25 protein-coding genes are annotated in these 21,733 nt (G+C 71.0%); 9 read left to right on the top strand and 16 right to left on the bottom strand.

Annotation, left to right across the window (positions count from 1 at the left end; genetic code table 11):
- The first annotated feature begins 129 nt into the window (after positions 1-129).
- The gene (gene glgA, locus JOD54_RS11515) at positions 130-1,305 is read left to right on the top strand and encodes a glycogen synthase (RefSeq protein ID WP_204450533.1); all 1,176 of its coding nucleotides are present in this window, start codon (positions 130-132) and stop codon (positions 1,303-1,305) included.
- The gene (locus tag JOD54_RS11510) at positions 1,295-1,807 is read left to right on the top strand and encodes a GtrA family protein (protein WP_307859940.1); all 513 of its coding nucleotides are present in this window, start codon (positions 1,295-1,297) and stop codon (positions 1,805-1,807) included. Before glgA ends, JOD54_RS11510 begins: the two co-directional genes overlap by 11 nt.
- Here the strand turns inward: JOD54_RS11510 and JOD54_RS11505 are convergent.
- Entirely contained in the window at positions 1,729-3,216 is a 1,488-nt protein-coding gene (locus tag JOD54_RS11505; RefSeq protein WP_204450531.1) for a leucyl aminopeptidase, read from the bottom strand. The genes JOD54_RS11510 and JOD54_RS11505 overlap by 79 nt on opposite strands.
- A 98-nt stretch (positions 3,217-3,314) precedes the next feature.
- Positions 3,315-3,482, bottom strand: coding sequence for a DUF3117 domain-containing protein (locus JOD54_RS11500; RefSeq protein WP_204450530.1), 168 nt, complete (start codon positions 3,480-3,482; stop codon positions 3,315-3,317).
- A 171-nt stretch (positions 3,483-3,653) separates the two neighbouring features.
- Between JOD54_RS11500 and JOD54_RS11495 the strand changes: the two genes are divergently transcribed.
- Together JOD54_RS11495 and JOD54_RS11490 are read left to right on the top strand one after the other, a co-directional pair.
- On the top strand, positions 3,654-4,454 hold the full coding sequence (locus JOD54_RS11495) for a PaaX family transcriptional regulator (RefSeq protein WP_204450529.1): 801 nt from the start codon (positions 3,654-3,656) through the stop codon (positions 4,452-4,454).
- A gap of 19 nt (positions 4,455-4,473) precedes the next feature.
- On the top strand, positions 4,474-5,262 hold the full coding sequence (locus JOD54_RS11490; protein ID WP_204450528.1) for an enoyl-CoA hydratase-related protein: 789 nt from the start codon (positions 4,474-4,476) through the stop codon (positions 5,260-5,262).
- A gap of 271 nt (positions 5,263-5,533) precedes the next feature.
- On the opposite strand, the gene JOD54_RS11485 is transcribed toward JOD54_RS11490, so the two are convergent.
- The 3 genes from JOD54_RS11485 to JOD54_RS11475 are packed head-to-tail and all read right to left on the bottom strand — an operon-like array spanning position 5,534 to position 6,799.
- Complete coding sequence (locus JOD54_RS11485) at positions 5,534-6,088, bottom strand: DNA-3-methyladenine glycosylase I (RefSeq protein ID WP_204450527.1); 555 nt, start codon at positions 6,086-6,088, stop codon at positions 5,534-5,536.
- Positions 6,085-6,513, bottom strand: coding sequence for an SRPBCC family protein (locus JOD54_RS11480; protein WP_204450526.1), 429 nt, complete (start codon positions 6,511-6,513; stop codon positions 6,085-6,087). The genes JOD54_RS11485 and JOD54_RS11480 overlap by 4 nt, the downstream gene beginning before the upstream one ends.
- On the bottom strand, positions 6,497-6,799 hold the full coding sequence (locus JOD54_RS11475; RefSeq protein WP_204450525.1) for a DivIVA domain-containing protein: 303 nt from the start codon (positions 6,797-6,799) through the stop codon (positions 6,497-6,499). Before JOD54_RS11475 ends, JOD54_RS11480 begins: the two co-directional genes overlap by 17 nt.
- 95 nt (positions 6,800-6,894) lie before the next feature.
- Between JOD54_RS11475 and JOD54_RS11470 the strand changes: the two genes are divergently transcribed.
- Positions 6,895-7,359, top strand: coding sequence for a GNAT family N-acetyltransferase (locus JOD54_RS11470; RefSeq protein WP_204450524.1), 465 nt, complete (start codon positions 6,895-6,897; stop codon positions 7,357-7,359).
- On the opposite strand, the gene JOD54_RS11465 is transcribed toward JOD54_RS11470, so the two are convergent.
- The gene (locus JOD54_RS11465) at positions 7,356-8,261 is read right to left on the bottom strand and encodes a glucosyl-3-phosphoglycerate synthase (protein ID WP_204450523.1); all 906 of its coding nucleotides are present in this window, start codon (positions 8,259-8,261) and stop codon (positions 7,356-7,358) included. The two genes, JOD54_RS11470 and JOD54_RS11465, sit on opposite strands and share 4 nt — an antisense overlap.
- On the bottom strand, positions 8,258-9,127 hold the full coding sequence (folP, locus tag JOD54_RS11460) for a dihydropteroate synthase (protein ID WP_204450522.1): 870 nt from the start codon (positions 9,125-9,127) through the stop codon (positions 8,258-8,260). The genes JOD54_RS11465 and folP overlap by 4 nt, the downstream gene beginning before the upstream one ends.
- Before the next feature lie 94 nt (positions 9,128-9,221).
- Between folP and JOD54_RS11455 the strand changes: the two genes are divergently transcribed.
- Positions 9,222-9,893, top strand: a complete 672-nt coding sequence (locus JOD54_RS11455) for a lysophospholipid acyltransferase family protein (protein ID WP_204450521.1) — start codon at positions 9,222-9,224, stop codon at positions 9,891-9,893.
- On the opposite strand, the gene JOD54_RS11450 is transcribed toward JOD54_RS11455, so the two are convergent.
- The 3 genes from JOD54_RS11450 to dapE are packed head-to-tail and all read right to left on the bottom strand — an operon-like array spanning position 9,894 to position 12,326.
- Positions 9,894-10,430 (bottom strand): LOG family protein, encoded by a 537-nt coding sequence (locus JOD54_RS11450; protein ID WP_239573348.1) that lies wholly within the window; start codon positions 10,428-10,430, stop codon positions 9,894-9,896.
- A complete protein-coding gene (locus JOD54_RS11445; RefSeq protein ID WP_204450520.1) occupies positions 10,427-11,209 on the bottom strand; it encodes an LOG family protein in 783 nt (260 codons plus the stop codon). The genes JOD54_RS11450 and JOD54_RS11445 overlap by 4 nt, the downstream gene beginning before the upstream one ends.
- A 49-nt stretch (positions 11,210-11,258) precedes the next feature.
- Positions 11,259-12,326, bottom strand: coding sequence for a succinyl-diaminopimelate desuccinylase (dapE, locus tag JOD54_RS11440; RefSeq protein ID WP_204450519.1), 1,068 nt, complete (start codon positions 12,324-12,326; stop codon positions 11,259-11,261).
- 44 nt (positions 12,327-12,370) lie between these two features.
- Between dapE and dapD the strand changes: the two genes are divergently transcribed.
- Complete coding sequence (dapD, locus tag JOD54_RS11435; RefSeq protein ID WP_204450518.1) at positions 12,371-13,354, top strand: 2,3,4,5-tetrahydropyridine-2,6-dicarboxylate N-succinyltransferase; 984 nt, start codon at positions 12,371-12,373, stop codon at positions 13,352-13,354.
- 41 nt (positions 13,355-13,395) lie between these two features.
- Positions 13,396-14,268 carry a CHAD domain-containing protein gene (locus JOD54_RS11430; protein ID WP_204450517.1) on the top strand — a complete coding sequence of 291 codons (873 nt, stop codon included), beginning with the start codon at positions 13,396-13,398 and terminating at the stop codon, positions 14,266-14,268.
- Here JOD54_RS11430 and fxsT read toward each other — a convergent pair.
- The 4 genes from fxsT to JOD54_RS11410 all read right to left on the bottom strand — a co-directional run bounded on the left by fxsT (position 14,246) and on the right by JOD54_RS11410 (position 19,138).
- A complete protein-coding gene (fxsT, locus tag JOD54_RS11425; protein WP_204450516.1) occupies positions 14,246-16,501 on the bottom strand; it encodes an FxSxx-COOH system tetratricopeptide repeat protein in 2,256 nt (751 codons plus the stop codon). The two genes, JOD54_RS11430 and fxsT, sit on opposite strands and share 23 nt — an antisense overlap.
- Positions 16,502-16,604: 103 nt before the next feature.
- A complete protein-coding gene (locus tag JOD54_RS11420; protein WP_204450515.1) occupies positions 16,605-17,108 on the bottom strand; it encodes an RICIN domain-containing protein in 504 nt (167 codons plus the stop codon).
- Between the two features lie 157 nt (positions 17,109-17,265).
- On the bottom strand, positions 17,266-18,372 hold the full coding sequence (locus JOD54_RS11415; protein ID WP_204450514.1) for a hypothetical protein: 1,107 nt from the start codon (positions 18,370-18,372) through the stop codon (positions 17,266-17,268).
- A gap of 139 nt (positions 18,373-18,511) precedes the next feature.
- Positions 18,512-19,138 carry a RhiA family protein gene (locus JOD54_RS11410; protein WP_204450513.1) on the bottom strand — a complete coding sequence of 209 codons (627 nt, stop codon included), beginning with the start codon at positions 19,136-19,138 and terminating at the stop codon, positions 18,512-18,514.
- Positions 19,139-19,373: 235 nt separating this feature from the next.
- Here JOD54_RS11410 and JOD54_RS11405 point away from each other — a divergent pair, with 235 nt between their 5' ends.
- The gene (locus JOD54_RS11405; RefSeq protein ID WP_204450512.1) at positions 19,374-19,754 is read left to right on the top strand and encodes a hypothetical protein; all 381 of its coding nucleotides are present in this window, start codon (positions 19,374-19,376) and stop codon (positions 19,752-19,754) included.
- Positions 19,755-20,231: 477 nt separating this feature from the next.
- On the opposite strand, the gene dapC is transcribed toward JOD54_RS11405, so the two are convergent.
- Both dapC and fdxA read right to left on the bottom strand, forming a co-directional pair.
- On the bottom strand, positions 20,232-21,314 hold the full coding sequence (dapC, locus tag JOD54_RS11400; RefSeq protein WP_204450511.1) for a succinyldiaminopimelate transaminase: 1,083 nt from the start codon (positions 21,312-21,314) through the stop codon (positions 20,232-20,234).
- The gene (fdxA, locus tag JOD54_RS11395) at positions 21,311-21,631 is read right to left on the bottom strand and encodes a ferredoxin (protein ID WP_204450510.1); all 321 of its coding nucleotides are present in this window, start codon (positions 21,629-21,631) and stop codon (positions 21,311-21,313) included. The genes dapC and fdxA overlap by 4 nt, the downstream gene beginning before the upstream one ends.
- Positions 21,632-21,733 lie beyond the last annotated feature (102 nt).

Here is a 21,733-nt window from a genome sequence, read left to right as displayed (position 1 = left end):
AACCGTCAGCGTGGTCGTCCTGCCATACGCGCTACTCCGTGTGGGCGCTCGTTGACCGCCCATTGCCCGGGTGTTCACCCGGGCGCCGCACGGCGTTGCGCGCGGCGGACTGCGACTACCGTGGCAGGCGTGCGCATCGGATTGCTGACCAGGGAGTACCCACCGGAGGTCTACGGCGGGGCAGGTGTCCACGTGGGTTACCTGGTGCCGAGGCTGCGGGCGTTGGCCGACGTCGACGTGCACTGCTTCGGCGGTGCGCGCGAGGACGCGACCGCGCACAACCCCGCGCCTGGCCTGGAGCAGGCCAACCCTGCGCTGCGCACGCTGTCGGCGGACCTGTCCATCGCCGCCGCCGTCGAAGGAGTGGATCTGGTCCACTCGCACACCTGGTACGCCAACCACGCAGGGCACCTCGCGCAGCTGCTGCACGGCGTCCCGCACGTGGTGACCGCGCATTCGCTGGAGCCGCGCAGGCCGTGGAAGGCCGAGCAGCTCGGTGGGGGTTACCGGCTGTCCAGCTGGGTCGAGCGCACCGCCTACCTGGCGGCGGACGCGGTGATCGCGGTCAGTGAGGGGATGCGCACGGACGTCCTCGACTGCTACCCCGAGCTCGACCCGGCTCGCGTGCACGTCGTGCGCAACGGGATCGACGCGGCCAACTACCACCCGGTGTCCGAGGTGGACGTTCTCGTCGACAACGGCATCGATCCGGCGAAACCGACGGTCGTGTTCGTGGGCCGCATCACCCGCCAGAAGGGCGTCAACCACCTCATCGCCGCCGCGCACCGGATCGACCCGTCTGCGCAGGTGGTTCTATGCGCGGGTGCACCGGACACGCCGGAGATCGCCGAGGAGACCCGGGCCGCGGTGGAGCTCTTAGCGCAAGAGCGTGGTGGGGTGTTCTGGATCCAGCGGATGCTGCGGCAGCCCGAGGTGCGCCAGCTGCTCAGCCACGCCACCGTGTTCGTGTGCCCGTCGGTCTACGAGCCCCTGGGCATCGTGAACCTAGAGGCGATGGCCTGCGGTACTGCGGTCGTGGCCTCCGATGTCGGCGGTATCCCCGAGGTCGTGGCAGACGGGGAGACCGGCCTGCTGGTGCACTACGACCCCAACGACGCCACTACGTTCCAGGCCGGGCTCGCGGACGCGGTCAACGCACTGCTGTCCACACCGGACCGGGCGGCGGCCATGGGTGCCGCCGGGCGGGCGCGGGCCGAGCGGGAGTTCTCCTGGGAGTCGGTCGCCGAGCGGACGGTCGAGGTGTACCGCGCCGCACTGAGAGGACCATCAGCCGGTGGCTCGTAGGTTGGCGAGGGTGCTGGGACAGAACGTGCGGGTCCGGTTCACCCGCTACACGGTGGCCTCGCTGGTGGCGACCGGGATCAGCCAGCTGGTCCTGTTCGTGCTCTACGGCTGGGGCGTGTTCGGCGCGCTGGTGGCCAGCACGATCGCCTTCGCCGTCGGCGCGGTGCCGCACTTCGTGATGATCCGCTGGTGGGCCTGGGGGCAGCGCGGCATGCCCCGGCTGACCAGGCAGGTCGTCGGGTACCTGGTGGTCACGGTGCTCGGCGGGCTCGTGTCGGTGCTGCTGACCGCCGCCGCGGACTGGCTGGTCGGCCCGCTGGTGGCCGACCGGGCCGCGCGCACGCTGGTGCTCAACGTCACCTACGTGCTCAGCGGCCTGCCGGTGTTCGTGGCGAAGTACGCGTTCCTCGACCGGGTCTTCGCTCAGGAGCCGTACGAGGCGACGAACTCGACCAGCGTGCGGGCGGCGAACCCGGTCGCACCGGGCACGACGTCGGCGTAAGCGCGGTCGGCGCGTGCCGGTCCGGCGATGTCCAGGTGCGCCCACGGGAGGCCACCGGTGAACTCGCGCAGGAACAGCGCCGCGGTGATGGCCCCGGGCCCTGGCGGGCACTGGCGGACGTCCGCGACGTCGCTGTGCACCTCGGCGGCCAAATGGTCCAGCAGCGGCATCCGCCACAAGGACTCACCGGCGGTGGTGCTGGCGGCGGAGATCCGGTCGGCTAGGGCGTCGTCGTCGGTGAAGAGGCCGCCGATGCGGGTGCCTAGAGAGACCTTCATCGCACCAGTGAGCGTGGCGACGTCGACGAGGAGGTCGACTCCTAGGTCCTGGTGGGCGTAGGTGAGGGCGTCCGCGAGGACGACCCTGCCTTCGGCGTCGGTGTTGGTGATCTCGGTGGTCTTACCGCCGTAGTGGCGCACTACGTCGCCAGGGCGGTAAGAGGACCCGGACACGTGGTTCTCCGCGCACGGGACTAGAGCCGTCACGCGAATAGGCAGGCCAAGACGGGCGATTGCGCCAATCGCAGCAAGCACAGCCGCGCCACCGGCCATGTCCGTGCGCATGAGGTGCATGCCCTCGTTCGGCTTGATGGAGATGCCGCCGGTGTCGAAGGTGATGCCCTTGCCGACCAAGCCGATGTGCGGCCCGACGGCGTTGGGCGGCGACCAGGTCACATGCACCAGGCGGGGCGGGCGCGAGGAGCCCCCGCCGACCGCGAGCAGACCGCCGAAACCGTGCTCGGCCAGCCACTTCTCGTCGTGGATGCGCGCGGTGAGGCCCTTGGGCTTGCCGATCGCCTTGACCGCGCTCTTGGCCAGCCAGGCGGGGTCTTTGACGTTGGAGGGCGCGTTGGCCAGGTCACGCGTCAGCGCGGTCGCCGCGGCCAGCACACCGGCCCGCTTGACCGCGGCGGCGATCCGTTCGCGACGGTCGCGTTCGGACACCACCAGGCGCACGGAGCGCAACCGGGGAGCCTGGTCCTCGCCGGTCACCCGGTACCGGTAGCCACCCAACCGCAGCCCGGTCGCGAACCAGGCGGCCTGCTCGGCGTCGACGTCGGCGGGGAGCTCGACCTGCACCGCGTCGCCCGCGTCCGGCCTGGTCTCCAGCAGGGCGTTGACCGCGCGGGCGAGTGCCGCGCCCGCGCCGCGCCAGTGCTTGGGCTCACCAGCGCCGACCCCCACGGCCCACCTGGCCGCCGCGTCAACCGGACCGCGGCGCACTTCGCCCGCCTTGCCCGCCAGGCCCACGGCCTCCGCCCAGGCCGGGCCGAGCTCGTCACCACCGGGGCCGATCTGGGCCGGGCCGTCGTCGGAAGCCCTGGTGAGGACGGCGACCGGGACACCCGCCGCGGACCCGGCGGACACCTCCACGTCGGGCAGCGGCGTCGGCGGGGTCGGCGTGGGCAAGCGGTCCTCCGTGCGGGAGCGTCGAGGGTGTCGGCTGGGGCCGGGGTGCGCCGGGGTGATCACGACCGGAGGCGGTGATCAGGCCCGGCGTTGGGGGATCAGCCCGAGGCGGACTTGAGCGCGTCGCCGAGGTTGCTGGCCTCCTCCGGGGTCATCTCGACCACCAGACGTCCGCCGCCCTCGAGCGGGACGCGCATCACGATGCCCCGGCCCTCCTTGGTCACTTCGAGGGGACCGTCTCCGGTCCGGGGCTTCATGGCCGCCATAGCGTGCTCCCTCCGTCATAGCCTGCCCACCCGACGCAGCGAACCCGCCGGGTCCGGGCCATTCTCCCCCATCCGGCGCGCGGCGGTGAAATCGGAACCGATCATCGCGTGTCGGGTGACCGGCCACGATGGGTGGCGCCGGGGGTCGACGGCCTGCCAGACTCGACGGTCGTGCGCGCCCGTTCCGCCCTCTTCGACGTCTTCGGCGGCCACCTGCGGCAGCGGGACGGCTCGGCGACCATCGCCGCGCTGGTGCGGCTGCTGGAGCCGCTGGGCTTCGGCGCGCCCGCGATCAGGACCGCGGTGTCCAGAATGGTCCGCCAGGGCTGGCTCACCCCGGTCCGCCTCGCCGACGGCCCCGGCTACACCCTCACCACCCGCGCCGAGCTGCGGCTCGACGAGGCGGGCGCCAGGATCTACCGCACCCTCCCGTCCACTTGGGACGGGCGTTGGCACGTGGTCGTGCTGGAGGAGGCGCCGCCGAGGGGCGCGCGCGACCGCCTGGCGTCGTCGTTGCGGTTACTCGGGTACGGGCCGCTGGGACCGTCGACTTGGGTCGCACCCCGGCCGTCGGCGGAGCTGGGCGAGGTGCTGGCCGGGGAGGGGTTGACGGCCAGGGTCTTCCACGGGGCGCAGGACGGGTCGGACGTGGACCTGGCCGCCCGCGCGTGGGATCTCACCGGGTTGGGTGAGCGGTACCGCGAGTTCGTGGCGACCTGGTCACCCGTGATGTCCGCTGTGGACGGAACCGACCCGGCGGAGGCTTTTGCGGCGACCCAGCGGCTGCTGCACGCGTGGCGCAAGTTCCTGTTCGCCGACCCGGGGCTGCCGGTGGACCTGCTGCCCCCGGACTGGCCGGGGTTCGCCGCCGCGGAGTTCTTCGACCGGCACACGGCCCGCCTGGCCCCGGCTGTGACCGAGTTCCTGGACGACTGCCTGCGGCGGGGTGGTAAGCAGAGGTCTACCGCGTGACCAGGAAAGGTGGCGTCCAGTGGCCGAGGTGCTGACGATCTCAGACCGCGACGGGGTGCGCACGCTGACTCTGAACCGACCGGAGTCGTTCAACTCGCTGACCGTGGCGCTGAAGGAAGCGCTGATCACGGCCCTGGAAGAGGCCGGGGCGGACGCCTCGGTGCGGGCGGTGGTGCTGACCGGGGCAGGCAAGGCGTTCTGCGCGGGACAGGACCTGAAGGAGCACCTCGACCTCCTGCGCGCGGACGACCCGGCACCGCTGGCGACGGTCGACAAGCACTACAACCCGATCGTGACGGCCATCACCACGCTGCCCAAGCCGATCATCGCGGCGGTGAACGGGATGGCCGCCGGGGCGGGGGCGTCGTTCGCGTACGCGTGCGACCTGCGGGTCGCGGCCGAATCGACCAAGTTCCTGATGGCCTTCGCGGGGGTCGGGCTGACCGCGGACTCCGGGTCGGCGTGGACCCTGCCGCGCCTGATCGGGTACGGGCGGGCGATGGAGCTGTTCCTGCTGGCGCGGCCGGTGGACGCGGAGGAGGCGCTGCGGATCGGGATGGTCAACCAGGTCGTGCCGGTGGACGAGGTCCTGCCCACGGCCCAGGCTTTGGCCGCCCGACTCGCCACGGGCCCGACGGCGGCTTACGCCAAGATCAAGGAGGCGTTGCTCGCCTCCGCAGGCGCCCCACTCGCTGAGGGGCTGGCTGTCGAGGGCCGCACCCAGCAGGAAGCGGGCGCGACAGCCGACCACCGCGAGGGCGTCGAGGCCTTCGTCGCCAAACGCACCCCCAACTTCGTCGGCCACTAGCCCCGAGAGCAGTGCTCATTGTCGAGAGCAGTGCTCTCGACAATGAGCGGCGTTCGCGAGACCCACAGGCAGAGCGGCGCCTTCATTCGAGAGCACCGCTCTCGCCAAGGATCGACGCGGTCGAGAGCGCCGCTCTCCAACAAGAGCGGTGCTCTCCGCGCGATCCGACATCCGGGAGAGCGGTGCTCACGACGGCGATCAGCGCTCTCGGCGAAGAGCGCCACCCTCCGGGAGCGGTGCTCCACTTCGAGAGCAGTGCTCTCGTTTGTGGTCAGTGCTCCGTGGCGCGGAAGCAGGTGGCGACGTGGTCGTTGACCATGCCGGTGGCTTGCATGAGGGCGTAGCAGGTGGTGGGGCCGACGAAGGCGAAGCCGTGGCGTTTGAGGGCTTTGGCCATCGCCGTGGACTCCGGGGTGATGGCCGGGACGTCCGCGTGGGTGGCTGGGCGGGGGCGGGGGGTGGTGGGGGCGAAGGACCAGAGGAGGTCGTCGAAGGGCTCGTCCAGGGCGACCACGGCCCGAGCGTTGCGAATGGTGGCCTCGATCTTCGCCCGGTTGCGCACGATCCCCGCGTCCGCCATCAGCCGGTCCACCTCGGTCGGGCCGAACCCGGCGACCCGTTCCGGGACGAACTGCTCGAACGCCTCGCGGAACGCCTCCCGCTTGCGCAGGATCGTGATCCAGGACAGCCCGCTCTGGAACGCCTCCAGGCTCACCCGCTCGTACATCGCGTCCCGCCCGCGCAGCGGCACGCCCCACTCGTTGTCGTGGTAGTCCGCGTAGTCCGGCGTCGAGTCACCCCAGGCGCACCGCACCAGCGCCGTCACGCGCGCGCCTCCGCGAACGCCGCGAACCGGCGCAGCGACAGCCGCAGTCCCGCGCGGAACACCGGGCTCACCAGGGCCCACAGCGGTCGCGGCACCCGCAGGTCTTCCCGCCACACGAAGGTCGACCCGGCGGCGCCGCGGTCTTCGACCTCGAACACCCCGGTGCCGCGCACGAGCCAGCCCGTGTGGCGGACGGCGCAGCGGGCCGGGGGCCGCCACTCGGTGATCTCCATGTGGTCAGTGAACCCGATGCCGATGACGCCGGTGAACGCGGCCAGTGTCGACCCGACGCCGCGGCCGTCACCGCCGGTCACCCTGACCGTGGTGCCGAGCATCCAGGTGCCCTGCCGCGCCCAGTCGGTCATCGCCGCCCAGGTCACCTCGGCTGGCGCCTGGATGTCGACGCGTTCAGCGACTCGGATCATCCGCCTTCTCCAGCTCGGCCACCTTGGCCCGCAGCTGGTCGAGCTCGCCGCCGAGGCGCTGCAGCACCCAGTCCACCTCGGTCATCCGGTAGCCGCGGAACACCAGCTGGAACCGCACCGAGCGCACGTCGTCGCCGGTGACGTCGGTGGCGGGCAGCCGGGTCGGGGACGCGCCGGGGGGCAGCGCGGGCAGTTCCTCGCCGCGGCCGAACACCACGGAGGCGAGCAGGAACACCACGGCGGCCACGAGCGCCATGACGACGAGGTAGATGAGCACGGTGGTCACGGGCAGATCGTGTCACGCATCGGCCGGTCCGCACAGCGGGTGAGCGGGAGAAAACCGGTTGCCGGGCCCCCGGCACCCCGGGGAACCTCGCGATCATGGCCATCAGCCGCGCCACCCCAGCCGACTGGTCCGCGATCCGCGCCGTCCGGCTGGCCGCCCTCACCGAGGCCCCGTACGCGTTCGCGTCCACCCTGGCCAAGGAGACGCCCTACGGCGACGACCACTGGCGGGACTGGCCGCGCAAGCACGCCGTCTTCCTGGCCTTCGCCGACGTCGAGCCGGTCGCGATCGCGGCGGGCATCCCCGGCGACCCGGTGGAGATGATCTCGGTGTGGATCGCGCCAGCCGCCAGGGGCACGTCGCTGGCGACCGAGTTGGTGGAGACGCTGGTGGACTGGGCGAAGGCGGAGGGGGCTGGCGCGGTGAACGCCTGGGTGGTGGGCAACAACCCCCGCGCGCGGCGCTTCTACGACCGGCTCGGGTTCACCCCGAACGGCCGGGAGATGCCGTACCCGAACGACCCGAGCATCACCGAGTACCACCTGACCAGGCCGGTCTAGCCGCCGAGCACCCCGGCCATCGGGGGCCGGTCGGCGACGAGCACCTCGGTCCTGTCCGGCAGCCATTCGCCGCCGACCTGTACGAACTGGGTCAGCACGCCGGTCGCGGACGGCACGCCGCAGCGATCGAGAGCGGTGCCGAGGATCTGCCTGGCCATGACGCCCAGTTGCAGCAGCGAGCGGTTGCGGTGCTTGCGGACACCGAGGTTGACCTGGGCGAGCCCGGCGAGGCCGTAGCGGGTGTGCGCGTCGAGCAGCAGGCCGATCTCGACGCCGTAGCCCGCGGCGAACGGGACGGAGGTGAGGAACTCGCGGGTGGCCGCGTACTCGCCGCCGAGGGGTTGGATCACGTCGGCGAGCTCGGGGCGCAGCGCGGACAGGGCGGGTCGGGCCAGCAGTTCGGTGACCCGGCCGCCGCCGGTGCCGACCTCCTCGGTCTCCAGCCGCAGCGGGCGCCGGTAGAAGCCCTTGACCAGGTGCACGCCGTGCGCGGTCAGCAGCGGTCCGAGCAGGTGCGGGACGAACGCGGGGTCGGGGTCGACCAGGTCGGAGTCGAGGAAGACGACCAGGTCACCACTGGTGGCGGCCAGCGAGCGCCACAGGACCTCGCCCTTGCCCGGGCGCGGCGCGACGGCGGGCAGCACGGCGTCGCGGTGCACGACCCGGGCGCCCGCGGCCTCGGCGCGAGCGCGGGTGCGGTCGGTCGACCCGGAGTCGATGACCACGAGCTCGTCGACCAACGTGCCGACCAGGGGCAGCACCGAAGCGACGACAGCACCGACCGTGGCCTCTTCGTTCAACGCGGGTAGGACCACGCTGACGGTCCTGCTCCCCTTGGCGCGCACCAACTGCGTGACAGTCCACTCGGGACTCTGCCAGGTGGTCCGCTCCAGGCTGCTCACGCCAGGGCCCGGGTCACCCGGGCCGGGGGGCGGGTTCCGGCGATGCCCGCGACCATGTCGACGACCTGACGAGTCCTGGCGACCTGGTGCGCGCGGAAGACCTTCGCGCCCGCCCACGCGGAAACGGCCGTGGCGGCAAGGGTTCCGTCCACGCGCTCGTCGAGGCTCACGTCGAGGGTCTCGCCGACGAAGTCCTTGTTGGACAGTGCCATCAGCACCGGCCACCCCGTGGCGACGAGCTCGTCCAAGCGGCGCAGGAGTTCCAGGCCGTGCCAGGTGTTCTTGCCGAAGTCGTGCGTCGGGTCGATGAGCACGCCCTCGCGCGGCACGCCCAGCTCGACCATCCGCTCGGCCCTGGCCACCAGCTCGGTCACGACCTCACCGACGAGGTCGCCGTAGCGGACCCGGTGGGGGTCGGTGCGCGGGGCGGCGCCACCGGTGTGCGAGCAGACGATGCCGACCCCGAACTCGGCGGCGACCTCGGCCAGCCGCGGGTCCGCGCCCGCCCAGGTGTCGTTGATCAGGTCGGCGCCCGCCTCGCACACCGCCCGACCCACCTCGTGCCGCCAGGTGTCGACGCTGATCACCAGGTCGGGGTGGCGCTCGCGCACCGCCGCGACGAACGGGACCACCCGCCGCGCCTCCTCCGCCGAGTCGACCGGCTCGCCGTGCGACCCGGCCCGCACCCCGCCGATGTCGACGATGTCGGCGCCCTCGGCCACCGCCCGGTCGACCGCGGCGAGGGCGGCGGGCTCGGCGAAGGTGGCACCCCGGTCGTAGAAGGAGTCCCTGGTCCGGTTCACGATCGCCATCACCAGGGCGCGGTCCTGGGGGACCTCGCGGGTGCCGAACCGCAGAGCCGTCATGGTTACCGATGGTGCCATGGTGAGCGGCGTCTCCACCGTGCGGTGGTCGCGACCGGCGCCGGCTACAGTTGAGCGCGACCGAGGAGGCCAATCCGTGTTCTACCGCACGCTGCGCGTCGTGCTCTCGTTCCTGGCCAGGCTGTTCCTGCGACCCGTCGTCGAGGGCGCCGAGCGGGTACCCGCCAAGGGCCCGGTGATCCTGGCGATCAACCACCTGGCGGTCATCGACAGCTTCGTGGTGCCGATGATGGTCTCCCGCCGGGTGTCGTTCCTGGCCAAGGCGGAGTACTTCGCCGGGGGCTCACCGAAGAAGCGCCTGGTCGGCGTGCTCTTCCGCGCCCTGGGGGCCATCCCCGTCGAGCGGGACAACAGCCGCGCGGCGCTGGCCTCGCTCGAGGTGGCCGGTGCGGTGCTCGACGCGGGCGACGCGTTCGCGATCCACCCCGAGGGCACGCGCTCCCTCGACGGCAAGCTGCACCGCGGCCGGACCGGGGTGGCGCAGCTGGCGCTGGAGCACAAGGCGCCGGTCGTGCCGGTGGCCCTGATCGGGACGGACAAGGTCCAGCCCGCGGGCCGCAAGTGGCCCCGCCCGCACCGCATCACCGTGCGCTTCGGCGAGCCGCTCGACTTCAGCCGCTACGACGGCCTGGCCAACTCACTGCCCATCCGCCGCGCCGTGACCGACGAGATCATGTACGCGATCCTCGAGCTCAGCGGCCAGGAGTACGTCGACTCGTACCACAAGCGCCCCAGCGAAGCCGCCTAGTCAGGCGCAGGCGGCCAGGGCCTCTTCGGCGGTCCGGGTGACGACGAGGGCGTTGAGGGCGACGTCGTTGACGAAGCCCCTGGAGTGGAGCTCGCGGACCCAGGTCAGCATGCCGGACCAGTGGTCGTCGGGGTCGAGCAGGACCACGGGTTTGGTGTGCATCCCCAGGTAGCGGGACGTCCAGACCTCGAAGAGCTCCTCGCAGGTGCCCAGGCCGCCGGGCAGCGTCAGGAAGGCGTCGGCGCGGTCGTCCATCTCGCGCTTCCGCTCGCGCATCGTGTCGACGACGATCAGCTCGTCGGCGTCGGGGTCCGCGGTTTCCAGCTCCACCAACGCGCGCGGGATGACGCCCACCGTCCGCGATCCGCCGCGCCTTGTCGCGCGGGCCACCGAGCCCATCATGGACACGGCGGATCCGCCCCAGACGAGCGTCCAGCCGCGCGCGGCTATGCCAGCCCCGACTTCGTCAGCTAAGTCCAGGTACGAACGCGGCACGGTCGAGTGCGAGCCGCAGTAGACGGCTACCGAGCGGCTCAATGGGCGTCGCTCCAGGCCTGGTAGGCCTTCTCGACCACACCGACCGCGTCGTCGACGTCGTCGGTCAGGTGCAAGAGGGCCATGTCCTTCTCGCCGATCTTGCCGCCCGCGAGGACCGAACTGCGCAGCCACTCATAGAGGCCGCCCCAGTACTCGGTGCCAAAGAGGACAACCGGGAACTTCGTGACCTTCTTGGTCTGCACGAGGGTAAGAGCCTCGAAAAGCTCGTCGAGCGTGCCGAAGCCACCCGGCAGGCAGATGAAGGCCTGCGAGTACTTGATGAACATCGTCTTGCGCGCGAAGAAGTACCGGAAGTTCACGCCGAGGTCGACCCACGGGTTGAGGCCCTGCTCGAACGGCAGCTCGATGCCCAGCCCGATCGACAGGCCACCGGCCTCGGACGCGCCGCGGTTGACCGCCTCCATCGCGCCGGGGCCGCCACCGGTGATGGTGGCGAAACCGGAAGCCGCCAGCGCGGCGCCGATGTCGCGGCCGAGCTGGTACTCGGGGTCGTCGCGCTTGGTCCTGGCCGAACCGAACACGGTCACCGCACGCGGCACCTCGGCGAGCGCGCCGAACCCCTCGACGAACTCGGCCTGGATGCGCAGGACCCGCCACGGGTCGGTGTGCACCCAGTCCGACGGCCCGCGCGAGTCGAGCAGGCGCTGGTCGGTGGTGGTGGCTTCTTCGCTGCGCTCCCGGCGCAAGGTCACCGGGCCGCGCTGGCGCTCCTTGGGGTGCAGGTCGCTGCCGAGGTCATCGGGTCCGTCAATGGTCACGCGGCCGAGTCTAGGACGATGACCTTGTTCCCGATCGGGCTAATGGCGACTATCCGCCAACGAACAGGCGAAGGACCCGCGCGCACTCGGTGATCTGCCCGACCGGGACGTGCTCGTGCTGGGTGTGGGCCAGCGTCGGGTCGCCCGGTCCGAAGTTGACCGCCGGGATGCCCAGCGCGGCGAACCTGGCCACGTCCGTCCACCCCAGCTTGGCGACGGGCGTGCCGCCTGCGGCAGCCAGCAACTCCTGCGCGGCGGGCGCGGTGAGACCGGGCAACGCACCTGCGGCGCCGTCGACCACGGTGACGTCGTGACCGGCGAAGACCTCCCGCAGGTGGGCCTCGGCCTGCTCGGGGGTGCGGTCGGGGGCGAACCGGAAGTTGATCCGCACCTCGGCCGCGTCCGGGACCACGTTGCCCGCGACGCCGCCGGAGATGTGCACGGCCTGCAGGCCCTCGCGGTAGGTGCAGCCGTCGATGTCGACGACGCGGGTCTCGTAGGCGGTCAGGGTCGCCAGGACCGCGCCGATCGCGTGGATCGCGTTGACACCCATCCAGCCGCGAGCGGTGTGCGCGCGGACGCCGGAGGTGCGGACCGCGATGCGCATGGTGCCCTGGCAACCCGCCTCGATGGTGCCGTTGGACGGCTCGCAGACCACGGCCAGGTCACCGCGCATCCAGTCCGGCAGGTCGCGCTCGACCCGGCCGAGGCCGTTGCGGGCGGCGTCGATCTCCTCGCAGTCGTAGAACAGGAACGTCAGGTCGTGCTTGGGATCGGTCGCCGCGGCGGCCAGGTGCAGCATGACGGCCACCCCGCCCTTCATGTCGACCGCGCCGAGGCCGTGCAGCACGCCGTCGACCAGCCGGGGCGGCAGGTTGTCGTTGACCGGCACGGTGTCGATGTGACCCGCGAACACCACCCGGGACGCGCGGCCGAGGTTGGTGCGGGCCAGCACGGCGTTGCCGCTGCGGACCACCTCCAGGTGCGGCGCCTGGGCCCGCAGCGCGCGCTCGACGGCGTCGGCCAGCACGACCTCGTCCTCGGAGACGCTGGGCACGGCGACGAGGGCGGTGGTGAGGTCGACGGGGTCAGCGGTGAGATCCAGCTCAACGGTCACGGCCCGTCACGCTACTCCCCGCGCGATTGGTTACCGTGTCGCGTGTGAGCAGTGCGGAAGCGACTGAGAGCAAGGGCGCCCACGGCGTCGGCCTGGCGACGGTGACCACGGACGGCACGGTGCTCGACACCTGGTTCCCCTCGCCCCGGCTCGGCGCGGTGGCCGAGGCGGGCACGGTGCGGCTGACCACCGACGAGGCGACCGCGGAACTGGGCGCTGGCGTGGCCGCGCTGCTCGGGCCGGACCCGGCGCGCGGCGTCGAGGTGGTCGCGGTGCGCACCACCGTGGACGACCTGGAGCGCCCGCCGACCGACGCGCACGACGTGTACCTGCGGCTGCACCTGCTGTCGGCGCGCCTGGTGCGCCCGCACGGGCAGAACCTCGACGGCGTGTTCGGCCTGCTGAGCAATGTCGTGTGGACCAACCACGGCCCGTGCCCGGTCGACGGCTTCGAGGCGACCCGGCTGCGGCTGCGCTCCCGCGGCCAGGTGACCGTGTACGGGGTGGACAAGTTCCCGCGGATGGTCGACTACGTGCTGCCCGCCGGGGTGCGCATCGCCGAGGCCGACCGGGTGCGGCTCGGCGCGCACCTGGCGACCGGCACGACCGTGATGCACGAGGGCTTCGTGAACTTCAACGCGGGCACGCTCGGCGCGTCCATGGTGGAGGGTCGGATCTCAGCCGGTGTGGTGGTCGGCGACGGCTCCGACGTCGGCGGCGGCGCGTCGATCATGGGGACGCTCTCCGGCGGCGGCAAGGAGGTCATCAGCGTCGGTGAGCGCTGCCTGCTCGGCGCGAACGCCGGGGTGGGGATCTCCCTCGGCGACGACTGCGTGGTGGAGGCCGGGCTGTACGTGACGGCGGGCACCAAGGTGCGGCTGGGTGACGGGACGCTGGTGAAGGCGCGCGAGCTGTCCGGGGAGTCGGGCCTGCTGTTCCGGCGGAACTCGACGACGGGCGCGGTCGAGGTGGTCGGCCGCGACGGCACCGGTATCGAGCTCAACACCGCGCTGCACGCCAACGACTGAGTGAACCGGGGCCGAACGGCCGAGGAAATATGATGTCCGGTGTGACTGAACTCGTCTCCCGCATCCAGGCCAGGCTCGCCGCGCAGGTCGAGGAGCTCTCGACCCGCACCGAGGGCGCGCGCGAGGGCTCCGACACAGAGCACGTGCACCAGATGCGGGTCGCTGTGCGGCGGGCCCGGGCGGCGCTCAAGGCGGGTCTTCCGCTGCCAGAGCTGGACGCCGAGCTGAAGTGGCTCGGCGCCTCGCTCGGTGCGGTGCGCGACCTCGACGTGCAGCTGGAGAGCCTGCGCGCCCAAGCCGTGGGGTTCGACGAGGCCGAACTGGCGGCGGTGGAGCAGTTACTGCACAGCCTGGTGGTCCGGCGGAAAGACGCCCGCAAGAAGATGCTGGGCGTGCTGCGGAGCAAGCGGTACCGGCGGCTGCTGGAGTCACTGCGCTCGACCGCCACCGGCGACGTGGTCGCGACCGCCCCGGAGGACGACGCCGAGGCACCCGCCCTGGTCAGCGTGATCCGCAAGCCGCACCGGAAGCTGATGCGCGCCGCGGACGCCCTCGGCGAAAACCCCCCGGACGACGACCTGCACGAGCTCCGCATCCACGGCAAGCGCCTGCGCTACGCGGCAGAGATGGCCGAACCGGCCGCCCGCAAGCGAATCCGGGCGCTGGTCGCGGCCACCAAGGAGTTCCAGGACATCCTCGGCGACCACCAGGACGCGGTCATCGCCGAAGACACCATCCGCTCCCTCCTCACCGACCTCGGCGACGGAGTCCCAGTGGACGTCGTCTTCGTGGCCGGCCGCCTGGTCGAACGCGAACGTGCACGCAAAGCCCAGTGCCGCACCCAATGGCGCCCCGCGTTGGCAGACGTCGACGCCGCCGCCGAAGCCGTCCTCACAAGCCCCGAACGCGGTTGAGGTTGTTCCGGATGCCCCGTGTAGTGCGGTGATCCGCGCCTAGTACGCGCGTCGCATCGCTGAGGGTGTCCTCGTACAGCGAGATCGCGCGCTCCAGGTCGCCTAGATCGCGGTAGGCCCCCGCAAGGTTGTTGCGGAGGGTGAGGGTGTGCGGGTGATCGGGGCCTGACACCCGCACGCGGTCCGCCAACGCGGCTTCGAACAACAGAAGCGACCGGTCAACCGCACCCGCCATCCGGTACGCACCCGCGAGGTTGTTGCGGGTCAGCAGTGTGAGTGGGTGATCTGGACCGAGAGTCCGCTTACACTCGGCCAGATTGGTCCGCAGCAGCGAAATGGTTTGATCGAGCTCGCCAGCGTCCCTGTGGAATTCCGCGAGGTTGTTGCGGGAGACCAGGGTGTCAGGGTGGTCGAGACCGAGAACCCGTCCCCGGTCGGCAAGGTTGGCCTCGAACAGCGCACGCCCTCGGGCGCGGTCGCCAACCTTCCAGTGGATTTCCGCCATGTTGTTGCGGGCTTCCAACGTGTGGGGGTGTTCGGGTCCGAGCAGCCGTTCGCGCGCGGCGAGAACGGCCTCGAGCAGGGGAGATGCCTTGTCAAACTCACCTGCGGCCCTGTGCATGCCTGCGAGGTTGCTCATGACCATCAGGGTGCTTAGGTGAGCTGAGCCCAACTCCCGCTCGCAATCAACCAGGAGCTCGCTGAAGAGCGTGGTCGCCAGTTCTTCGGCACCTGCGGCGAAGTGGGCATAAGCCAGGTTGTTGCGGGCCGCCAGCGTTTCCGAGTGGTTTGGTCCAAAGATCCGGACGCGGCTGTCGAGTGCCCGCCTGTGAAAGGCGATGCTCTCAGCGTCCTGACCATCCAAGTACCCGCCGAGTTCGCTGAGGAGAATGCCCGTGTCCTCCGTGTCGTCTTCTGGAGCCGTGCGGTCCATGACCGCTTGCGCGTGAGGCAGAACAGCCTGGTACTTGTGCCAATTCGCGGGCAACAGCGGATCAAGACCGGCCACGTAGGTGGCGAGCGCGAACGTCGCCAGATCGCGGGCCTCGGCGATGGTGTCGGGGTGGCGGTGCGGGTCGGCGGGGTCAGGGGTGCGGGTCACGGCTTGGACCAGGCGGTGCACGGAGATCGTGGCAGGCCCCAGGGTGATCATGCTGTAGGCGGCGAGTCGCCCTAGGGCCTCGTGGACGCCGGGTTCGCTGGCATCGCTGAAGAGGTCTCGGGGGATGGTGTCCGGAGACCACCAGGCGATGAGGTGGAGCAACTGGCCCGCGAGTGGGGTGTCGGCGAGGTGGTCGAGGGTGACGTGCCAGACGCGGGCCATGGTGCGTTGGGCATCGCTGCCCTCGGTGGTGGCGGCGAACATGCGGGCGGGGAACCTGGACAGCAGGTCGAGGTACGCGGTCGGGGAGATCCTGGTCTGGGCGAGGTAGGCAGCGGCCTGCTCCACGGCCAGCGGCAGGTGCCCGAGTTCCTCGCACAGGTCCTCAGCACCGATGAGGTCGGCGTCCGGCCACTGGCCCAGCACGATCTGGGACAGCAACGCCACCGCCTCCGCAGCGGGCAGCACATCCACGGCGACCGTCGTCGCCACGGCGTGCCATCCGACGCCCAGGCGCGAGGTGATGATGATCGTGCCGGTCCGCACCCGTGCCAGCAGATCGGCAACCTCGGCCGGGCCGGTGAGGTTGTCCAGTACCAGCAGCCAGTCGTCGTGGGACGCGAGCCACCGCACGCCCAGTTCGGCCCGCTCCTCCAGCGGCAGTGCCCTGGTCCCCGGGGCCACGGCGGCCGCTACCTCGGCCAGGCCAGCGGTCAGGGCCGAGGGCGAGTCGGCGACCACCCACCACGTGAACGAGAACCGGTCCGCGTGCAGCGCGGCGAACCGCGCCGCCAGCGTGGACTTGCCCACCCCGCCGAGGCCGTGGACAGCGACCACGACCGCACGCCCCGACTCCCCCACCACCGCGTCGAGCCGCGCGAGTTCCGCGGACCGACCCAGGAACAGCCGCGTGGCCGGGATGCGACTGGCCGACCGGGGCGGCGCCACCGACTCCATGGCGGGGACCCCAGCGTGGCCAGCCACCACCACCTGCTCGGCGGTGATGGCGAACTTCTGACCACCGGTCAGCACGTCGCCACCGATCGAGCCGGACTGCACGGTCCTCGACACGTCGGCCGCGTTCGGGATCGTGTTCGCCACCCGGTCACCGGGCTCCGGTGACTCGGTCATCGACACCACCCGCGCGCGCTGCTCCACACCGCAGCGATGCTCCCACCCCCGAACAACCTCCTCTCCGGCACGGTCTAGCCGTCACCCCAACAGAGCAACCGCCCTAGGCAGTCGCGTACTTCGTGAAGTTCCACTGCTCGTTCGCGGTCCCGCGCGGTTCGACCAGGACCACCGCCTGATCACGGTCGAGCGCCAGCACGTCGCCGCTCACCGGGGACACCAGGAGGTACCCGCCGGTGGCGAGTTGGTGCAGGAGCCAGGTGCTCTCCGGCCCCGGGTGGCATTCGACGAGCGCCAGGGTGGTGCTGTCCAGGCAGCGCTCGGTGTGCATCAGGTAGTGCGGCTCCGACTGCTGACGGGGTGGGACCGTCTCGAACGGGCCGCCGGGCATCGGTGGCATGGTCAGGGCCACCGGGCTGATGTCCCACTGCGCGGTCATCTCGCAGGCGCCGAGGGTGGCGACGCCGTCCGCGATGGTGAGGCACTGGCCGGTCGATTCGGACACCGCGAGGTAGTAGTCGGGTGGTAGCGCGGCCGCGCTGGTGCCCGGGAGCAGGAGTGCGGACAGGGTGGCCAGGCCGGTGAGAGCCAGGTGGGCTTTGTTCATGGCTGAGGCTTACCCACCACCCCGGGGTACTGCCCGCCCGCGGGCCCGGTGCCACTCGACCGGGTCGAGTGGTGCTCAGGTGGGTGTCACGTGAACCTCCTTTCGGTGTTGTGGGGAGCGATCGGCCACCGCCCGGGGGTGGCCGATCGCCCGGGTCCTAGTCCCGCTCGGCGAGGGGGACGGCTTCCCAGACCGCGACGGCATCGGGCGGGTTGTGCTGGTTGCCCGCGATGCCGAGCTGCAGGTTCGCCGGGAGCTGGCGATTGCTCAGCACCCTGGCCGAGGCGCCGACCGACCGTCTGCCGTCCTGCTGGACCCGGGTCACGCGGCGGACGTCGGCGTTGGGCCAGGGCAGCGGCGGGCTGCCCGGCTGCATGCCGTCGTTGATCATCGCGTAGCCGTCGTCGCGGGCGGCGACGCCGAAGGCCGGGTTGAGCGTCATCCCGCAGGAGGTGACCAGGTGGACGTCGACCTCCGGCTGGTCGGGGACGCGGGCCTCCATGGTGCGCAGCAGACCGACGTCGGAGTCCGAGCCCGCGTAGGCGACGATGTGCTCCAGGCAGACCTCCAGCCCGAACACCAGCGGCTGGCCCTGCGGTCCCGCCTTGCCGTGCGCGGCGAACACGTGCCAGCGCCAGAACTCGCTGTCGGTGAAGCTGAGCCGGAACATCGGGTTGAGCGAGGCGTCCCATTCGGACCGGTCGACGCCGATCGCGTAGTCGATGTTGGACATCAGCGACTTCTGGTTGGTCGTCGCGGCGCCGACGGTGGCCAGGGCGCGCACGTCGGCGTTGGCGGCGCGTTCCTGCGGGGTGAGCGTGGTGTCCGGACCACCGTTGATCACCAGCGTGGTGTTGAAGTAGCTGGGGTTCACCGGTCCGCGCTTGTGCCAGAACATCGACCCGGCGACGATCACCCAGTCGCGGTAGCCCTGGGCGGCGAAGTGCGGCTTGAGGATCTCCTCCGACAGCCGCGGCAGCAACTGTTCGCCGTCGGGGTAGCTGTCGTTGAGGACCTCCGGTGGATCTGAGGGTCCGCCGTAGCGGAAGAAGAACTCGGGGGCGACGAACACCTTGAGCGTGTCCGGGTCGGCCAGTGCCGACGCCGAGGTGGAGGCGACCCAGTCGGCGACGTCGCACAGGGTGCGGCCGCGGCTGGCCAGGTCGTCGTAGTAGCGGTTGGACTGGTCACCGGTGAGCACCCTGGTGGGGGTGGAGGTCACGGTGCCGTAGCTGATGAGTTGGACCTTGCTGTAGTTGGGCACGGCATTCTCCTTGGCGTGGCGTGGTTTTCGCGCGCGGCACAGCGGGGCGCGGGGGTGCGACCACGCTCCCCGCGCCCCGCCGGACGGCGGCCTCGACCGGGGCGGCGTTCCCGGTGCGCCGCCGTCTGGGTGGGGCTGTCTAGACCACGCCCCCGCTGATCTGCCAGATGTTCTTGGAGTTGAGCACCGCGTTCATCGCGAAGGTGCCGTCGTAGGGGACGGCGGCCTCGTTGGTGATCTGCTCGATGTCGAGCACCTCGCCCGCGCTGAAGGTGCCCGCCGTGATCCAGTACTCCGGGTGCGGGGTGAACACCAGGTTGGTGTTCGGCTGGGCCTGCACGGCGAAGGTCCCCGCGTTGGACATGCCGATGCCGACGGTGGCGGAGTTGGCCGGGACGCCGTTGAGCTCGCGGACGTAGAGCGACCCGAGCTGCGGTGTGCCGACCGCGGGCCCGTCGAGGAAGGTGAACGCGCCTGCCCGGTAGTCGAACTGGACCTGGTTGCTGGCCAGGTTCTCCGGGTCGGCCGCGATGGTCTGCTGCGCCTTGAACGTGACGCCCGGTTGCAGCGAACCGGTCTGCGCCCAGACGAAGCTGTAGTCCAGCGACCAGGTGAAGGTGACGGTGGTGCCCGGCCAGGCTGGCGCGGTCAACCACGCCAGCGACAGCGCGTTGGGCACGCCGAGGTCGACCGGCTTCTGGTAGACACACAGGTCCTGGAACTGGGTCGAATTGTTCGTGACGGTGAGCGAGTACTGGGTGGACATGCTGAATGCTCCCAAGGGAATGGGTGGAATGGTGGTGGCGAGCCGGGCGGCACAGGTGGGGAAGCCGAATAACGCCCGGCGCGGTGACGCTGTGACCCCGTCTCCGAAAGGTGACCCCGACACTCCCGGCCTTTCGAAGACCTTTCCAGTAGACCACCGGTCCGGTTGGCCCGTCAATGAAATAGGGTTCGCTCGATAGTGCCTGGCCTGGACCTACAGAAAGTCAGGACATTCCGTGTCTGACCCTCAGAATCGCCACCCGAACGTGGTGACAAAAGTCTGCGAATACTGCGGGCGCCCCCTGGTTGTGGCGGGCGCCGGGCGGCCGCGCCGGTACTGCACGGCCGCCTGCAGGCAGCGCGCGTACCGCGGCAGGGCGATCGCCGCCGAGGTCAGGGCCCGGATCGAACTGGGCCAACTCGCGCTCCAGTTGCGGGACAACGCGGACAGACTGCTGCTGTTGTCGCAGGGCTGGCACCCCCCGGACGGCACCGACAACGTCGACGACCTCCTCACCACCACCGTCCGCCTGGCCACCGAACTCCAGCGGCACGGGTACCTGCTGGGCAGTGACGAAACCAGTCACGAAACCCCTCTCCCCCGGTCACCCGACTAGGTGGCGACGGGTCAAGTTATCCACAACCCATCAATCCATCCCCAGGTCAAACCACCCCGTTGCGGCCCCGTTGACAACGCGGATAGCTTGGCAATTACGTGCCGCCCGACCTGGCGGACGAGTGGGATGATCTTGAGGAGTGGGGATGTCGAAGGAATGCGAACCGGCCTTTCGTACGGCGCTTTACCGCTACGCGACCTGGGTCCGAGCAATAGCGACAGGCAAGCTGTGGCGCTTGATGTGCGTTGCGCTGGAAAAGGCGTGGGGCTGGTGGAGCGCTCGCCGAACACGGCTACGGATAGGTGTAGGAGGTCGACGAAGGTTGGGGGTGGGAATGCGGGCACCGGAACCGAGCACGGGGACGAGTCCGCCAAGAGGCGCAGTGCACCGGTTGACGCGTGCAGGGCAGACGTTAGGTAGGAGGCCGAGCGTACCTAGGGGGTGGGCCGCGTAGAGAGGAGCTGCCGTGAGTGTTGCTTAGCCAGCTAGGCGGGCGGCGGCGGTGGCTATGCGTTCGTCGGTGGCTGTGAGGGCTATGCGGACGTGGTGGGAGCCGGTGGGGCCGTAGAAGTGGCCCGGAGTCACCAAGATGCCTCGGGCTGCCAGCCACTCCGTTGTGGTCCAGGCGGGCTCGGCGCGGGTGGCCCAGAGGTACAGGCCCGCTTCGGAGTGGTCGATGCGGAAGCCCGCCGCTTCCAGGGCCGGGCGGAGTTGGGCGCGCCGGGCGGCGAAGAGGGCCTTTTGGGTGGCCACGTGGGTGTCGTCGGCCAGTGCCGCCGTCATGGCGGCTTGGACCGGGCGCGGGACGATGAGGCCCGCGTGTTTGCGGACTTCCAGGAGGCCGCGGACCAACACCGGGTCGCCGGTGATGAAGCCTGCTCGGTAGCCGGCCAGGCTTGAGGTTTTGGACAGCGAGTGGACGGCGAGGAGGTTGGTGAAATCGCCATCAGACACGGCGGGGTGTAGGACGGAGACGGGGGTGGTGTCCCAGCCCAGGGACAGGTAGCACTCGTCGGAGACGACGATGGTGCCGCGTTCGCGGGCCCAGGCGAGGACCTTGCGGAGGTGTTCGACCGGCAGGACTCGGCCCGTGGGGTTCGAGGGCGAGTTGAGCCAGATCAGGCCGGGGGCGGCCGGGCCGAGGACGGTGAGGCCGTCGGTGCGGGTGTAGGTCGCGCCAGCCAGGCGGGCGCCCACCTCGTAGGTCGGGTAGGCGAGCTCGGGGATCACCATCGACCGCACGCCCAGCAGGGTCGGCAGCCAGGCGACGAGCTCCTTGGAGCCGATGGTGGGCAGGACCGCGTCCTGGTCCAGCCCGACCACCCCGTACCTGCGCTCCAGGGCGGCCACGGCCGCCGCGCGAAGTTCCGGGATGCCGTGCGTCGTCGGGTACCCGGGGAGCTCGGCCGCGGTGGCCAGGGCGGCCTGGATCAGGGGCGGTACCGGGTCGACCGGGGTGCCCATGGAGAGGTCGACCACGCCGTCCGGGTGCGTCCGGGCCCGGGCGGCGTGGTCGGCGAGGACGTCCCAGGGGAAGTCCGGCAGGTCGGGGAAGCTCACTCGCCCCTGGGCTCCAGCGCCTTGATCCAGTCGGGGTCGGCACTGACCTTGCCCGCCTTGGACGCCCCGCCCGGGGAGCCGAGGTCGTTGAAGAAGTCGACGTTGGCCTTCGTGTAGGTGGACCACTGGTCGGGGACGTCGTCCTCGTAGTAGATGGCCTCCACCGGGCACACCGGCTCGCAGGCGCCGCAGTCCACGCACTCGTCGGGGTGGATGTAGAGCATCCGGTCGCCCTCGTAAATGCAGTCGACCGGGCACTCCTCGATGCAGGCCTTGTCGAGGATGTCGACGCAGGGCTCGGCGATCACGTAGGTCACTGCGCTCTCCTGCTCCTTCATGGTGTTGCGCGCGCATTCGGGAAGATGCGCGACAGCCGACAGTATCTCTCGCCCGTCGCGGGCGCATGCACCCGGTGCTGC

This window comes from Actinokineospora baliensis, assembly GCF_016907695.1.
GTDB lineage: Bacteria > Actinomycetota > Actinomycetes > Mycobacteriales > Pseudonocardiaceae > Actinokineospora > Actinokineospora baliensis.
Note: the sequence above shows the minus strand (reverse complement) of the source record. Positions and strands in the feature narration are given on the sequence as shown.